Here is a 16,386-nt window from a genome sequence, read left to right as displayed (position 1 = left end):
ATTGTATTATATGAAAATCTGCGTCATCTGTGGTTAAAAAGGTTTAATCCAGTATTTTTTTCATCATCAGATCCGTCTGTTCCTCTTCTCCCAGTCTGAAAATATGCTTATCAAACTCAACAAATCCGTTTTTTCTGTAAAATTGTAAAGCTCTCAGGTTTTCTTCCCAAACCCCAAGCCACAAATAAGATTTCTTAAGTTGCTCAGCCGTTTCCAAAGCCTGGTTGTAAAGAAGCTGGCCTACTTTTTTACCGTGATGGCTTTTCTTTACATAGATTCTTTCAATTTCAAGGGCGGTATCATCCTGAAGTTCGGTCTGTGCCTTTCCGGCATTGACTTTCAGGTAACCAACCGGATTGTCTTCTTCCCAGGCAATATAGAAAAATGAATCAGGATTATTCAACTCTGACTTTATTTTTTCCGTATTAAAGCTTTCTTCCAGATACTTTTTCATAGCCTCTTCCGTATTATTTTCTGCAAAAGTTTCAGTGAAGGTTTGTATACCAATATTCTGAAGTGTTTCGAGGTCTTTTTCGCTGGATGTATTGATAATAATTGATGACATAATTAGGTATTTATTGTTCTAATTTATAAATAAGATTTTTTATTTCAGGTAAGGTTAGTTCTGTTTTTGTTTCTGATGTTATTATATTTTTTAAAATTTTAATGTGAGCCGTCTTTAAAGCATCTTCGCTTTTCACTTCCTGATCGGGGATCACTCCTATATGTTCCCAGTTCTTTTGAGTGGTTAAAGCTGTTATTTTTCCTGCCGGAACAAGCAGTAAATATTGATTTTGAACCATAAAATGATCCACAGGATTGGCGGCACCCCCTGTTTTTTCACCAATTACTTCGGCAAGTTTATATTGCTGCAAAAAATAGGCTACAGCTTCTCCGGCCGAAAAAGTTTTTTTACTGGTAAGAATATAGATCTTTTTATGAAGATATTTCTGTCCGAGAACTTTGGGTTGAGTACTGTCTACAACCGTTTTCTGATTATGTCTGAAATACGTGGTATAAAGATCTTTTTTCTGATCAAAAAAATAGCTTAAAAACAAAAGAAGCATCCCGTTTTCTCCACCACCGTTTTCTCTGAGATCAATAATCAGAGAATGGGTATTGGCAACAAAGTCCATGGCCGCTGCTAATGTTTTTTCACTGGCTTCAGGAGAGGCAAAACCTTTATAATTGATGTACCCAATATTCCCAGAAAGTCGCTGAACTGTTTCAAATCCGAAATTTTCAAGACTATTGTGTTCATTGTTCAATTTCTCTTTCTCTTTTTCACTCATCTGTTTTTCAGGCGTATAGTTTTCGAGATATTTTACAAAAAAATGTTCGTCTTTAATAGTTGTTCTTAACTTCTGAGTGAGAAGATTTGCAAAATCTTTTTTATTGAGGTCTTTAAAAGTTCCTTTTTTCAGTTCATTTTGAAATAAAGAATCCACTTTTTTATAAGTTTCTTTATCAATATAATGACTTTTTACTTTTTCTGTAATATCAGCAAACACTACTGAAATATCATTTTTTTGGGCACTCGAAAATAAGAAAGTGAAAAGGGAAATTCCAACATATAATTTTTTCATTGAAATAAGGATTTAATATTTCAACAAATGTATTTTAATGAGTTCTGTATGAATTGTAAAAATGGAAACTCAGATGAATAACCAAACATTATTCTGATCAGTATCTACATTCTCAAAGAATTTCCCGGGGCTTATTCTGGTGAGTTCTTTAAAATCTTTAATAAGATGGGATTGATCATAAAACAGATGTTCGTAGGAAAGTTCTGTAAGATTTCTGGATTTTTTATTTGAAATCAAGACATTACGAAACCGCTGTATTTTTCTGAATTCTGAAGCAGGTTTAGCCAAGTATCGCTGAGAGATCTTGTTGACATACTGTCTTGTGATTTTATTTTTTGCAGCAATTTCTTCAATACTCAATTCTGTTTCAAAATCATTCAATATTGTATAAGCCATAGGTAAATTCCTTTGCCGGAACTTGGAAAGACAATAATTTTCCAGTATTTCAATTTGTATTCTCCTGTCAGACTCTTTTAAAACAGTGCCCATAATGTCTGTAAAGTCTGAAAGAAGGATTTCCTGTTCCAGATCTTCGCTTTTATCAGCATTAAAAAAATGATAAATACCTAAGGGTTTAAAGTAAACGGTAACTTCATTAACCGATTGCCGATAAAAAATTTCAGTAGGAACAGAACATCTGAATACAAAATCAACCACGATATTTTCAGAAGAAGATCTGGTAATTTCTACCCATCCTTTATCCTGTGTAACAGCAACATCCTGACATGCTGATACAATAAAGTAATTGTCCGGAAATGTAAGATATTTTACAGGTTTCTGATGGTCATCTTTTTCTATAAAATAATATCCTTCAATATAATCTTTCAAAACAGGATGCATCGGTTTATAAAAAGTAACTTTCATATGCTTTCATATGAGTGATGAGTTGAAAGTAAAAATACAAATAGAAAACAAAATCCTGAAACTTTGTTCAGGATTATATTGTTTATAAAAACAGTATTTTTTTAAAGGCTTCGGAAGCCAGATGTACCTGTACGCTCCAATCATCTGCTGCGTCACTTCCTGCATCGTCAGAAATATATTTCAGGCATAAAAACGGAATGTTTTCCTGTTGGGCAATCAATGCCAGCGGATAGGCTTCCATGTCTACAATATTGTAATCTGTTTCGGAGTGGTTCATTTCAAAACTATCACCGCTACCACAGATTCCTTCTTTCAAAGTATCCATTTTAAGACCATATTCCAGTACAGGTGGTACTCCTGATAATGGAGTTTCATATAATTTAAAACCAAGCCCTCTTACATCCATATCCCGCTGGATGAATTTTGTGCAGCATACCACTTCTCCTTTGTGAAATCCCTTACTTCCGGCAGAACCTAAATTCACGATCAGCTTAGGTTTTCTTGTGTGAATTTCTTTGGTTAATTCAATCGCCGCATTTACTTTTCCGATACCGGTAATCAATTTGTTTTTATCGTCGAAAACAGTTCCTGCTTCGGAATCTAATGCAAAAACAAAAAGGGTATCATCAATTGAGTAATGGGTGTTGTTGTTAATTTTTATCATTGAGAAATCAGATTTATACAGCTTTTATTACTGTATTACAAAGATACAAGACTCTATTCAATTAAAAACCACAAAATAAAACTATTTTGGGGTTCTGATATCTTAAATACTGCATCCGTCTGCATCACAGGAAGCTCCGTTCTCACCGGAAAGATCCTTAAACGGGCTCACCGTCTCTTTATAAGTCTGCCGGAGTGCATTTTCAAATACTTCTGCAGGCTGAGCTCCGGAAACAGCATATTTACCGTTCAGAACAAAGAAAGGAACCCCGGAAATGCCATTGTTTCTTGCCTCCTGAATATCCTGATTCACTTCATAATCCAGTTGATCTGTCGTAATAGCCTGCAGTGCTTCTTCTCTGTCAATCCCTAAGCTTTCAGCAAGAGCTGTCAAAACTTCAGTATCTCCAACATTTTTGCCGTCAATAAAATGAGCGATAAATAATGCCTCTTCCATTTCATTGGATTTGTTGTGTTTTTTAGCCAGATGAAGTAATTTATGAGCACTAAATGTATTGGTGATCAATGTTTTTCCGAAGTTGAAATCAATTCCGGCTCCTTTTCCCATTTGGGTAACCTGTCCCAGCATTTGAGCAGCCTGAGCTTCGGCAATTCCTTTTTTCTCTCTGAAATATTGAATGGTATCCTGAGTTTCTTTCGGATCTAAAGTTGGGTCCAGCTGAAAGCTCTTCCACTCCACTTCTACTTCATCTTTAAAAGGAAGCTTATTCAAAGCCTGTTCAAAATTATTTTTTCCGATATAGCAAAACGGACACATAACGTCCGACCAGATTTCTATTTTCATTGTATTTAATTTTACATCAAATTAAGAGTACAAAGATAGGATATTTTACTTAATGTAACAAAAACTATTACAATTTAATTCTGACAGGTGGAAAGAACCTGGCTGCGTTCTGCAGATCCGCAAATTGAATAAGCGTGAAAATAGAAGAAGCGGGATTTTATCAAAGATAAAATCCCGCTTCTTAAACGAATCAGAAATAGTAAAATTTACATCTCTGCGTTTGCTTTATTTACTTTTTTTGAAAACAAAATATGGGCAATCAAAGCCAGTACTCCGAATACAGTTCCTACAAGACATACGCCGGTCCACTGAGCCTTTTGCCAGGCAATAGAAGCCAGCCATGTTCCCAGTGATCCTCCAATGAAATAAGATACCATATACACGGTATTCAGTCTGTTAACAGCATTGGATTTAATCAAAAAATAATTGGTCTGGTTCATAATATGGCTTGACTGTACTCCCAGATCTACAAGAATTACTCCTACAATCAGTCCCCAATAGGTTTCACCTGCAAAGTAGGTAAAGCCCCAGCTTCCGATGACAATCAGTAAAGAATACAAGATAATTCTGTTAATATCCAGATACTTTTGAAGTTTTCCCACCTTAGCAGCAGCTAAAGCTCCTACAGCCCCGGCTAATCCAAAGCTTCCCACTACAGAAGAACCTGCATTAAAAGGTGGCTTTTCCATATGAAAAACCAATGTGGTAAACAAAGCACACATAGAACCGAATGCCATTGCCCCACGGAATGATGCCAGCTGAAGAACAGGCTGTGTTCTTGCAAGATGAGCTACAGACTGCATCAGCTCTTTATAGCTCCCTTTAAAATTGGGCGACATTTCCGGAAGCATTTTATAGACAGCTAACCAGACAATGATCATCAGTCCTGCCGCAATTCCAAACATGGCTCTCCAGCCCCAGACTTCTCCTACAATTCCTCCCACAAAGCGGGAAAGAAGAATCCCGAGCAATAACCCGGACATTACCAACCCGATGTTGGAGGATTTTTCTTTATCTGAAGAAAGCTCCGCTGCAATAGGGACAAATAATTGTGGAATAACTGAAGTTGTCCCGATGAGTAAGCTGGCTGCATACAGCATCCATAATTGAGTAGCAAAAGTCATCCATAAAAGTGATCCGAAAACAAGAAACAAATCAATTAAAATTAATTTTTTGCGGAAAAATTTGTCTCCCAACGGAACAATCAGCAAGAGTCCTAACGCATAACCGATCTGAGTCAGTACAGAAATTTTACCTGCTGCACTCTCAGAAACCTGTAGTTCCTCTGAAATAAGGGCCAGTAAAGGCTGATTATAATAATTGTTGGCCACCACGAGTCCGGAAATAACGGCCATAAGCCAGATAACAGTCCGGGAAATACCTTTGGAAGAATTCTCCTGCATTACGTATAAAATTTTTATTTGAATTGAAAGCAGTCTGAAAGCAGATAAAGATGTATACTGTCAGATTTTTAAGAGATCAAAGATAATCATTAAAAAAGGAAATAATATTCTCTTTTCTTTTACATTTTTATGAATGCTATGTGATTCTGAGATAAGTAGAATGATTTCAGTATTCTGCCTGCCTGATTGTTTTTATGGATAATATATATTGACGAAAAACTTTTTGAATCTTGGAAATAATAAGGAAATTTGCAGCATGAAAATCATTCCACTTAAAGAAGGCAATTTTTCGGCAAGCAAAACCAAGGATTTTACGCTTTTAACAGAAGAAAATTTTGATAAGATTGGAGGAATCAAAATGTCGGTTCAACCGTTCCTTATCATCACTGAAAATGACTATATCCTCCTGGATGCCGGAATTGGATGGAAAAACAGTACCGGAACAACTGTGGTTTCAGAGATTCTTGAAAAGGAAAACATCCGTCCTGAACAAGTTACCAGGTTATTGCTGTCTCATCTTCATAAGGATCACATTGAAGGAGCTGTGAAGCTTACGGAAAATGGTTTTGAAGCTGCTTTTCCAAACGCCCGGATTTACATACAGAAACGTGAACTGGATTTTGCAATGGAAAATAAAGGCAATCCTTCTTTTGATTTTGAGATCCTGGAAAAACTGATTCAGCTTCCGAATATCACGTGGATGAATGATGATAAGGGAGAGATCACAGATGAAATTTCCTATGAAGTTGCAGGCGGGCACACACCGTTTATGCAGGTCTTCTGGATCAGAGAAAATGATGAAACTGTTTTCTATGGTGCTGATGACCTCCCGCAGGCTTCTTATTTAAAATATCATTTAGTGTACAAAAGTGATTTTGATGGTAGAAAGGCGATGGAATTACGGCTGAAGTGGGAAAAAGAAGCAAGAGAAAACCGTTGGAAAATTCTTTTGTATCACGATTTGGATAAAACTATTGTAGAAGTTTAAACAAAAAATGGTTTAAATTTCATTAAACCATTTATAGATATCAAATTCCGAAGGAATATTCAGTTTTTTCCTGATTCTGTTTTTCCTGTTTTGTATCGCTTTTGGGGTTACAAAAATGCAGGTTGCAATTTCCTTTGTGGTCATATTGAGCTTAAGGTAAATGCAAAAGATCAACTCAGAATTTTTTAGTGCAGGCTGTATAGCAGATAACTTCTTAAAAAAATCGGGATAGACGAGTCTGAATTTATTCAGCAGTCGGGGAGAATTTGCTTTAGCAAGAGCCATAATTTCGTCTTGTACAAGAATCTTTTGATTCAAATCCTCTATGTTCGGTTCAGGTTTTTTATTTTTCATAATACTTTCTCATCTCTACTTATTTCAGATACGGCATCTTTTGCGCATATCAGTACAAAGTCTTTTTTCTCTTTTCTATCTGTATTTTGCTGATTTACTATTGGGAGCAGGTTGATTTTTATGTATTCAAAATTCTGATGTTTTTAATTAATATAATGTAATGTTTCATAGCGTATAGGTTATATTTATTAAATAATCATGTTAAAAAATTCCACATGTGAATTTTATATCAATTTTACATTGGCAAAGAAAGAAAAAATGATTAAAATTTTATTAAAAGCGTGTACCACATAGATACCACGTTATTTTTTTAATAAAAATTTCCTAACAGCTTTTATCAGCCTGTTTCCCATTGTTTGCACTGTTACTTTTTAGTGGGTTGTAAATGTAATGGATTATCCAAGTTACTTTTTATGATCTGGATCAATATTAAAACAAAAGAATTACTCAGAAAAAAGTGACTATATGTGGTACATGAATGGTACCACATTGCATGGGAAATAAAGAAAATCACAGTTCCTTTATTATTATAAATTTTAAAACATTAAAAGTCTCTTAAAGAGTATTTAAAATTTTAGCTGAAAATAAATAAGAACTATGATCACTGAAAATTTGCTCATCTCATTTGGAGCCAAAATTAAAAACTATAAAGCAGAAGATATTATTTTCCGGGAAGAAGATTCGCCAATGTATTATTTCCAGATTGAAAAAGGAAAAGTTAAGCTTAATAATTATATGGAAGACGGGAAAGAGTTTATCCAGAATATATTATCAGACGGCCATAGCTTTGGAGAATCCTTACTTTTTGTAGACCGGCCCTACCCGATGAATGCCATTGCAATGGAAGATTCCAGTATTTTCATCATGCCGAGACAGAACTTTCTGAAGCTGATCCGGGATAATCCCGAAATTTCATTAAATATCTATCAGTGCCTTGCAGAAAGAATGTACTATAAATATATCATGCTCTATAACCTTTCTTTTCAAAATCCGGTTTCCAGGCTAAAACTACTGATGGATTATCTGAAAAGTTATCATGATGATAAAAAGCCTTATTCTTTCCAGATTCCTCTTACCCGGCAGCAGCTTGCTTCATTGACCGGATTACGTGTGGAAACTGTTATACGGACCATAAAACAGATGGAAAAGAATCAGATCTTGAAAATAGAACGCGGGAAGATTTATTATTAAAACAAAAGCCGGTTTTAAGTCCGGCTTTTTTATTATTGCTTTTTATTCTTTATCATTTTCAAGTCCTGAAGATAAATCCTACAGCCTTCAAAATCGAAATATTTTTCTTTTAATAATTTCACCTGATAAGACATAGGAAGATATTTTCCCCATTTAGAAAAATCAATAACTTCGGTTTTGCTTTCTATTAAACCTGTTAGTATTTCATCAATATTTTGTCCTATAACAGAATTAGTGAAAACTGTTTTTAGTTCTTCTGTGGTATAGTTTTCTATTTCAAAAGCACTCTTTTGAGGATCCAGCGTATTTTCTATATTGAGGCTATCCAATATCAATTCTATAGTACGGTTAATCCTCGAACTTGTAAAAGAAAAAAAAGTAAGCTTTTCGTTATGCTCCAGCAAAGGCCTTTCCTTTTTGAAATCATTGATGGTAAAAAAAGAAAACTCACTTCGTAAAAGAATAATTATTTGCCGAGCCACATCATCCAAAAATTCATATTGTTCATTGGAAATAAGTATTTCAAACATTTTTTCTCTGATCTGGTGCGCTGTATCCGCTGCATCTCCGAAAAATTTAGGTTTCTTACCATCTCGGGCAGGGATTACCTCTATTTTTTTTGTCTGATAATCAATAGCTTTTATACTCCATATTTTAGCAGAAAGGTAAATGTTTTCGTTCTCTTTGATTTGTGGAGATAAGGGTAATTCTCCAATTTTCACTCCATTACTGGATACTTTAAAAAACACAGGAGTATTAAAAAGACTGTAGAAATCTTTTGTATTTACAACCTCTTCTCCATTGATACCAATGATCAGTTCATTTCCCAGTTTTTCAAAAAAATCAATAGAGGTAAGATGACATATGATTTCTTCTGTTTCTTTCAGACTGATCTCCGAAAATGTAGGGTTTCCTACAATTTCTTCCACAAGTTGAGGCAAAGAAATTCCGGAAGAGCTTTTAACAATAGATAAAAGCTGATGAACCATAACATCATAAGGCTTTTTGTTAATATAAACAGGTTCTATGTAATGTTCCTGATAGAGCATCCAACATGCCAGAGACTGTAACAGGCTCCATGCTTCCGTCGCATACAGGAATAAATTGCTGGCTTTTCCTTCCCTTCTACCACTTCTGCCTACACGCTGAATGAGTGAAGCAATGCTATGTGTAGCATCAATTTGTACCACTTCATCTACATTTCCAATATCAATTCCCAGCTCTAATGTTGAAGTACAGGAAATACAGAAATTCTGCAAAGTTGAATTTTTAGCAAAAAACTCAACATATTCACGGACTTCTTTATCTACAGAGGAATGGTGTGAAAAATAATTTTTGTGTCCTCCTACTTTTTCTGAAATTTGTTTCAGCTTTACAGCTACTTCTTCTACTCTTCCACGGGCATTGGGAAATATTAAAACTTTACTTTCTCTGGTTCGTATATAAAGGTCTTTTAATAATGGTAAAGGCAATTCTTCAACAGAGCCTGGAAAGTATTTAAATACTGCATTGATTGGTTTTGGAGTCGTATCCCTGATAATTTTGGTATGATCACTGTCTCCAAGAAATTCTTTCAGCTCACTATACTGATTCAGATCACTTACAGTTGCAGAAAGTCCTACAACACTGAACTTTTTACCATTTATTCTTTGAAGTCGACTCAATAAAGATTGCAAATGAGTTCCTCTGTCTGAACCTAGAAAAGAATGAATTTCGTCAATAACCACATACTCCAGGGCAGAAAATAAATGGCGTATATTATAAGGTTTATTTACAAACATCGCTTCCAGAGATTCCGGAGTGATGAGAACAATACCTTCCGGATTTTTCAGAAGCCTGTCTTTAACTCCTTTAGAAGCTTCACCATGCCATTTTGTGACAGGAACATCCAGATATTCACAAAGCTTTTCTACCCTGAGGAATTGGTCGTTGATCAAAGCAATCAGTGGTGATATATAAAGGACTTTTACTCCCTGTTCTTTAAAATTTACTTTAGAAAGGATAGGCAGAAAAGCAGCCTCAGTTTTCCCTGAAGCTGTTCTTGATATTAAAATATAATTATTATCTGTAGAAATAATTCTTTGAATAGACGCCTCTTGAATAGGTCTTAAACCCTCCCACTTTTTATCCCGGATATATTTCCTGATAGGCTCTGAAAGCAGATTAAACGCCGTCATAATTCTTCAATACTGTCTAACAGAATAAGATCATTCGGTCTTTCGTCTGTGATTTCAATTTCTCCGAAAAGTCTTTTTTTGTCCACTTCCGGGTTTTGTCTGATGATATTAAGCATATTCAAAAAGTCTCTGATCACTTCTCTTGGTGTCAGGAATTCTGCAGCCCCCGGTTTATTGAAAATTTCCTCCATAAAAGAAGAAATTTCTTCATCTGTTATATTGAGTTCTGTTTTATAATTGAAATCGAATATCAATTTCAGCTTTTTTAGAAGAACAAATATTTCATTATGATTCAATGGCATGAGTTTGATCACTGGCTGCGCAAAATCACGAAATTCAGAAGTTTCAAATTTATTAGCGTCAAGCCTTGACTTAAGAGCCTGATAACTGAATAATCCTCTCCTCTCATTTTCCAAAAAATCTTTTGTCCCCGCAAAATTGATAAAAAGATTGGCTACTTTCCCTTGAAAACAATCATTGTAAATTGATAAAATTTTCTCGTAGTTTTTCTCACGGGCAGTCATAGTAGAAATTTTATAAAGGTTGATGGCTTCATCGAGATTAATCATAAAACCACTATAACCCATACTTACAAAAAGTTTACAAAAGTTTTTAAGCATGTCATAATAATTGGAATCGTTGATGATTTCTCTGATTCCTAAATCCTGTCTTGCTTCTGTTTTTGTGCTATACTCTCCTTTCAACCATTTCAGAGCATTTCTACGCAATAATTCATCTCCTTTAATATAGCCTTCATAGTATTTAACAATAGCAGAACCGAAATCAAAACCGCCTACTTCTGTAATTTCATTTACCGTTTTCATGATAGAATTCTGAATCAGTAGTTGATACTGATCATTTCGGATCTCCATCAGAGAGATATGGTTTTCCTCCGCTGCTTTTGTAATCACCTGCTCAATCCATTTTTCAAGTAAAGTTTGCAGAGCACCTCCTTCCGGCTTCGTTTGGATGGCAATATTATCCATAATGGCAGAGTAAAGGATCACACTTTTCCCATCATTGGAATAAAGCCTGTTATCAGGGGTAAAATCAGCATTGGCTACAACAAATTTCTGCTTTAAAGCCACGGTATTCAGAAGGTGAAGCATAAAAGATTTTCCGCTTCCGAAATCACCAATCCAGAATTTCACAAGGCTGAGCCCGTTTTTGACATCTTCTAAGGCACTAATAAAAGCATTGATTTCTTCAGATCTCCCTACTGTAATATGTTGTACTCCTATTTTAGGAACTACACCGCTTATCAGAGAATTGATAATGGAAGTAGCTTCTTTAGGTTTAATATTGTCAATCATTGTTTAAAAGTTTTTTGTAATAATTTGTGTTAATAATTAAATATTCCTCTTCTTCCTCAATCAGAATATCATCAAGGAGTTCAAAACAACGCTCATTAATAGAATCTATTGTAGAGTCCATAAAGAGCCCTTTTGTTTTAATAAAATCCCGGAGATCCTCCTGTAGAATATTGAAACTATGTTTTTCAAATAAATCGAGAATATCCTTTTGAATATCTGTTAAATTAAGTTCTTCATTATATTTGGAAACCTGAATTTCTGATATCATTGGAATAACATTGGTTGTCAATTCTTTTTTCTTACCAACTTCTTCCTGCTGTATGGAAATCAATTCTTCTTCACTGTCATCACTCAGAATCTGTCCTAATATTTCAGCAGTTTCAGAATGTTGTGCCTGAATATTTTTAATGGCTTCAGCGTCAATTGTAATTCTCTTTCTTTTAGGTAGATAAAACTGATTGATTTTCTTAAGAGCAATTTCCAGATTTCTGTCACCAATAAAATCATTCATGATTTTTTCAAAATCAGAAAACAGTTCTTTGGTAGAAAACAGATTTTTCTGAATGTTTTTTGGAAATTCTCTTTTATCGAACTTAGGTGAATTAAGATCCTTTTCTAAGTAATGAATATAAAGCCTTAATGCACAATTTTTATCATGCTCTGCCACAAATTTTGAAGATTCAAAAAATATTGCGTCCACAGATGGGTTTTTGATATTTACATCTGCCAGTCTGAAAACCTCTCTTTCAAAGGCCAGTGGGTTGGAATAATCATTCCGGATTAATTCAAATTTTGTCTTCCATCGGTTGGTATTATTTTCATTAAGAATAATATTGGTTCTGAAATCAGCATCCAGAATCAGATACTGGTTTTCAATCAGAAAAGTTTCAAGCTTCGAAACAATTTTTTTATTGTATTGATAAAGAATATCCTGATCGGTATAATTGAAATCAGTGTTGATTTTCCTTTTGATACCATAGACTTCACGGACATTATTTTCACATAATTTTAAAATGTGGTTGAGAATTTCTGTCTGTACAGAATTGTAAGTATAACTATAATTCAGGCTGTCTTTTTTATAATTATAATGTAGACAGACGATGATTTCCGACAATTCATCAATGACAGTTGCATATGATTTATTGACTGGAATACAGTTGGAATAAAGGTAGTCTATTGATCTTAAGAACTGCTTTATAATTTGTACTCTGCAAAATTCAATCTCGTTGAACACATTATTGGATAAAGACATGGTATTGAGCATTACAGTTTGATTCTCATTAAGATTGAGTTTTCGACTGTATTTGGTACCTATTTTCCAAAAATCCGGATCATAGGACGAACTCCGGATATCAGAAGTATTCCCGGATATAAAATCTTCATCTCCAAAATCGATTGGACTGTCACAATTTCCGGATACATCGATAATAGAAGGATCGGTATTGAATGAAACTTTATTGTTCGGCATAGCATATTCTTTAGTTATCATTATTGCCTCTTCTGAAGAATCTTCTTTTCAAATAGCATCAAAAATATCAAATTCATGAACCAAAATAATGGTATGACCAGACTTTCTGAGGTCTAAGGCTTTTTCTACTTTTCTTCCATAGCAGGAATAGCTCCAACAGGCATTGTTGGTATCTCCAATAATCAGATAATCTGTTTTTTTAGAAATACTATTCACGGAAATACCTCCTTTATTTGTAATTGCCTCTTGTAATTCACTTCTGTTACCTCTGCTGAGAATTCCAGTGATACAGAAGGTTTTATTTTCAAAAATAATTTCAGGATCTACAGCACAGATACCAGAGATAGAAACACCTTCCGTATCTTTTTCTACTTTTTCAGCAATATCTGTATTTTTTAACTCAACAAACTGTTTGATAAAAGCAGTTAATACTGCTCTTTCTTCTTCTTCTATTTTTTTGTCGGCAACAATTGATAAAACAAGACTTCTGATTTCATCATAAGGGTAATGTGAATTCAGATGTTCATTATCTGACAACCATTCATGAAGTTTAAAAACTTCATCATTATTTAAAACACCATCTGCCAGGATACCATGGAAAATCCCCTGTAAAAGCTGTAAATCTGAAGTAATTCCATTGTAATAAATACTATCATGTTCATATTTCTGACACAGCCAATACAGATCTTCAACGGCTTCTTTAGCTGGAATTTTATTGGATGCTGTATTTTCAATCAAAAGCATAAATTCACGGAACGGGTTTCTGTTAATAAGATCATAATGCTCTTTAGCCCATAACCTAAGCTCATCCGTCTCCTTAACATCGATGATATCATCAGAAAGAATTCCTAATAAAAGCCCTTTCAGGGAATTGATTGCTTTATCAGCTCTTGCTTTGGAAGTAAGAATCTGTAGCTCTGGATTTTCAAAATTGCTCATTTTAATACAATTAAGTTATTGGTTTATTAGTTTTTTGACCGTAAATCAATTTTCTAATATAAGTAATATAACGATTCAAATGTATTGAAGATTTGAAAATATTTTTTACGGTTTCCCACAATGAGAGATGAGAAATCTTAACAATAGGACTGTTAGTATCTTTTTTTTTATAAAAGACACTTGAACTTCTGATAATTACATTGGTAGATGCTTCGACAAGCTCAGCATGACAGCTCTGATACTATCTGTTATATTTAATGTGTACAGAAATATTAAATAATATGGTAATCAATAGCGTAATATTATTTTATTTAAAGAAAGAGTCTTAATGGATTATACTGAGTGAAAATATCTTTGGTAGCTTAAAATGTAAGGAATTAAAGCATTTACTCAATCTAGAGATAGTAGAGACCATGATCATTGATCCAGTTCTTTCTGAAACTCTTCCAGGTATCTTGCTATATGAATACCGTCTGCCAAACCATGATGTGCTTCAACAGAAACCGGCAGATATTTTCTGCCTCCACGGATATTGAATCTTCCAAAAGCAATTTTTGGAACTGATTCTGCTGTATTAAAATCTGTAGGATGCAATATGGCACTGAATGAATTCCATGGAATAGTAGTATGTCTGATGTGGTCTTTTCCCAGCCTTCCGTTGCTTAATCTTAGTCCTGTGGTTTCATGTACTCCTTTTATTTCCTCCTGCAGTGCCGCATTGAAAGTTTCAAAATCTTCTGAGAAAGGAGTGAATGAAAATCCAAAAGTTCCATCCGGTCTTCCGATTGTACTGCCGGCATGGACGGTGTCAAACTGTATCACCTGTCCATCAATAATTCTGAGTTTCAGCTCATCTACTCTATTAACGGCCACCATAGATTTGTGAAAATAATAGGCAAAAAATGAATACCCTTTTTCTTTGGCGGTATCGTAAGCTTTGGTGCAGTCCACCTCCGTTGTAAATCCAAAATAAGGGCTTGCCATATTAGAAAAGAATTCAAAATGTTCTTTTCTGTTCCAGTTGTCTATATCTACGATCTTCATTACTTCTTATTTGCTGCAAATTTCTGAAAGTTTATCCGGTTTTAAAAGCTTATGGATAAAAATATAATTAAAACTTAATTGGGCAAATGGCTGTTTGGTCGGTATTTTGCTGCAAAACAAACGTATTTATATACTTCATTGATCTTCTTTCAGAGGATTCTCCTTCAATCAGGATATTAAGACTTACTCAATAAAAAATAGAAAACATACTATGGAAAAAATCGGATTCATCGGATTAGGAAATATGGGGCATCCTATGGCAAAGAATATCGAAAAAGCAGGATTGCCGCTTTCAGTGTATAACAGATCTTCTGAAAAAGCCAAAGATTTTGAGGAAAAATCTATAGTCTGCACCCAGATTAAAGATCTTGTACAAAACAGTGATATTGTATTCACAATGCTAACCAACGACACTGCTGTAAAAGCAGTATACGAAGAAATTCTTCCACTAAATATTCAGGGGAAGCTCTTTGTAGATATGAGTACGATCTTACCCGAAGCGTCTGCGGCAACATCTGCTGCGCTGAAAATAAAAGAGGCCTCCTTTATCGATGCGCCTGTAGCAGGAAGCACCCAGCCAGCCAAGGAAGGAACTCTGATCATTATGGCAGGAGGTGAAGAAAAAGACCTTCAGCGGGCCATGCCCTACCTTTTGAAAATGGGAAAATCTGTTAAACATTTAGGTGAAAACGGAAAAGGTATTGCGGGAAAATTATCTGTCAATTATTTTCTGTCTGCCATTTATCAGGGGCTTGCAGAAACAGTTTTATTGGCCGGAAAGCTGGGGATTGAAAGATCAGACATGCTGGAAATAATCAACGAAAGTGCCAGCGGAAGCGGGGCAACCAAAGTAAAAACACCTTTGCTGACTGCCAATCAGTACACCCCGGCATTTGCCCTTGACCTGATGCTGAAAGATATCCTTCTTGCCAAAAATGCAGGTGCCGATTATCCTCTGTCTGAAGCTCTGGTTCAAACCTATCAGAATGCGCATGATAAAGGCTTCGGTCAGGATGACGTTATAGGAATCATCAATTATTTGAAAACAATACAATAACATGGAAATCATGAATTATAAAGGAAACCATTGGTCTGCAAGGAAAGTGGATCATATTTACATCGTTAGTATTGAAAATCATTCCAATATTGTAGAAGCTTTAACCGACTTTATTCAGAATCAGAATATCCGGGCGGGAGAAGTAACAGGAATAGGAGCTGTGAGTGAAGCTACTCTCCGGTTCTTTAATCCGGCCACCAAAAAATATGTGGACAGGACCTTCAAAGAACAGATGGAAGTTACCAATATTTCCGGAAATGTTTCTGAAATAGAAGGAAAACAAACCTTGCACCTTCACATTACGCTGGGAAGAGAAGATTACACAGCTTTGGCCGGACACCTTCTGGAGGCAAAAATTCAGGGTGCCGGAGAATTTATTTTTTACCCTTTGGAAACGAGAGTTGTAAAAATTAAAAATGAAGAAACAGGAATCAATTTTTATGATTTTGAAAAATAATCCGGTTCCCATGTAGTATTTGTAATCAAATATTTATTGAATGTTTTATTCGTTACATAAAGGAAAATACAAAGACA

The 16,386-nt window shown here is 34.8% G+C and carries 16 protein-coding genes; 4 read left to right on the top strand and 12 right to left on the bottom strand.

Annotation, left to right across the window (positions count from 1 at the left end; translation table 11 throughout):
- Positions 1-43: 43 nt before the first annotated feature.
- The 6 genes from AC5YGI_RS14745 to AC5YGI_RS14720 form a co-directional block, all read right to left on the bottom strand.
- Positions 44-565 (bottom strand): GNAT family N-acetyltransferase, encoded by a 522-nt coding sequence (locus AC5YGI_RS14745; protein WP_330746389.1) that lies wholly within the window; start codon positions 563-565, stop codon positions 44-46.
- A 10-nt stretch (positions 566-575) separates the two neighbouring features.
- Positions 576-1,586, bottom strand: a complete 1,011-nt coding sequence (locus AC5YGI_RS14740; protein WP_496168807.1) for a S41 family peptidase — start codon at positions 1,584-1,586, stop codon at positions 576-578.
- 69 nt (positions 1,587-1,655) lie between these two features.
- Entirely contained in the window at positions 1,656-2,450 is a 795-nt protein-coding gene (locus tag AC5YGI_RS14735; RefSeq protein ID WP_330746387.1) for a helix-turn-helix domain-containing protein, read from the bottom strand.
- An 82-nt stretch (positions 2,451-2,532) separates the two neighbouring features.
- Positions 2,533-3,114: a 5'-methylthioadenosine/S-adenosylhomocysteine nucleosidase family protein gene (locus tag AC5YGI_RS14730; protein ID WP_330746386.1), complete on the bottom strand. Its 582-nt coding sequence runs from the start codon at positions 3,112-3,114 to the stop codon at positions 2,533-2,535.
- 102 nt (positions 3,115-3,216) lie between these two features.
- Entirely contained in the window at positions 3,217-3,918 is a 702-nt protein-coding gene (locus AC5YGI_RS14725) for a DsbA family oxidoreductase (RefSeq protein ID WP_330746385.1), read from the bottom strand.
- A 206-nt stretch (positions 3,919-4,124) separates the two neighbouring features.
- A complete protein-coding gene (locus AC5YGI_RS14720) occupies positions 4,125-5,321 on the bottom strand; it encodes an MFS transporter (RefSeq protein WP_330746384.1) in 1,197 nt (398 codons plus the stop codon).
- A 256-nt stretch (positions 5,322-5,577) separates the two neighbouring features.
- Between AC5YGI_RS14720 and AC5YGI_RS14715 the strand changes: the two genes are divergently transcribed.
- The gene (locus AC5YGI_RS14715) at positions 5,578-6,309 is read left to right on the top strand and encodes an MBL fold metallo-hydrolase (protein WP_496168803.1); all 732 of its coding nucleotides are present in this window, start codon (positions 5,578-5,580) and stop codon (positions 6,307-6,309) included.
- Positions 6,310-6,321: 12 nt separating this feature from the next.
- Here AC5YGI_RS14715 and AC5YGI_RS14710 read toward each other — a convergent pair whose 3' ends face one another.
- Complete coding sequence (locus AC5YGI_RS14710) at positions 6,322-6,663, bottom strand: helix-turn-helix transcriptional regulator (protein ID WP_110008888.1); 342 nt, start codon at positions 6,661-6,663, stop codon at positions 6,322-6,324.
- Between the two features lie 597 nt (positions 6,664-7,260).
- Between AC5YGI_RS14710 and AC5YGI_RS14705 the strand changes: the two genes are divergently transcribed.
- A complete protein-coding gene (locus tag AC5YGI_RS14705) occupies positions 7,261-7,854 on the top strand; it encodes a Crp/Fnr family transcriptional regulator (protein WP_330746382.1) in 594 nt (197 codons plus the stop codon).
- Between the two features lie 32 nt (positions 7,855-7,886).
- Here the strand turns inward: AC5YGI_RS14705 and AC5YGI_RS14700 are convergent, their stop codons facing one another.
- The 5 genes from AC5YGI_RS14700 to AC5YGI_RS14680 form a co-directional block, all read right to left on the bottom strand.
- A complete protein-coding gene (locus tag AC5YGI_RS14700; RefSeq protein ID WP_330746381.1) occupies positions 7,887-10,031 on the bottom strand; it encodes a DEAD/DEAH box helicase in 2,145 nt (714 codons plus the stop codon).
- Complete coding sequence (locus tag AC5YGI_RS14695) at positions 10,028-11,344, bottom strand: ATP-binding protein (protein WP_330746380.1); 1,317 nt, start codon at positions 11,342-11,344, stop codon at positions 10,028-10,030. Before AC5YGI_RS14695 ends, AC5YGI_RS14700 begins: the two co-directional genes overlap by 4 nt.
- A complete protein-coding gene (locus AC5YGI_RS14690; RefSeq protein ID WP_330746379.1) occupies positions 11,337-12,833 on the bottom strand; it encodes a tellurite resistance TerB C-terminal domain-containing protein in 1,497 nt (498 codons plus the stop codon). Before AC5YGI_RS14690 ends, AC5YGI_RS14695 begins: the two co-directional genes overlap by 8 nt.
- Before the next feature lie 27 nt (positions 12,834-12,860).
- Complete coding sequence (locus AC5YGI_RS14685) at positions 12,861-13,751, bottom strand: BRCT domain-containing protein (protein WP_330746378.1); 891 nt, start codon at positions 13,749-13,751, stop codon at positions 12,861-12,863.
- 417 nt (positions 13,752-14,168) lie between these two features.
- A complete protein-coding gene (locus AC5YGI_RS14680) occupies positions 14,169-14,795 on the bottom strand; it encodes a CatA-like O-acetyltransferase (protein ID WP_330746377.1) in 627 nt (208 codons plus the stop codon).
- Positions 14,796-14,970: 175 nt separating this feature from the next.
- On the opposite strand from AC5YGI_RS14680, the gene AC5YGI_RS14675 reads away from it, so the two are divergent.
- Together AC5YGI_RS14675 and AC5YGI_RS14670 are read left to right on the top strand one after the other, a co-directional pair.
- Positions 14,971-15,852 (top strand): NAD(P)-dependent oxidoreductase, encoded by an 882-nt coding sequence (locus AC5YGI_RS14675; protein WP_496168904.1) that lies wholly within the window; start codon positions 14,971-14,973, stop codon positions 15,850-15,852.
- A 10-nt stretch (positions 15,853-15,862) separates the two neighbouring features.
- On the top strand, positions 15,863-16,309 hold the full coding sequence (locus AC5YGI_RS14670; protein ID WP_330746375.1) for a PPC domain-containing DNA-binding protein: 447 nt from the start codon (positions 15,863-15,865) through the stop codon (positions 16,307-16,309).
- Positions 16,310-16,386 lie beyond the last annotated feature (77 nt).

Source organism: Chryseobacterium sp. CS3K3.1, assembly GCF_059515165.1.
Note: the sequence above shows the minus strand (reverse complement) of the source record. Positions and strands in the feature narration are given on the sequence as shown.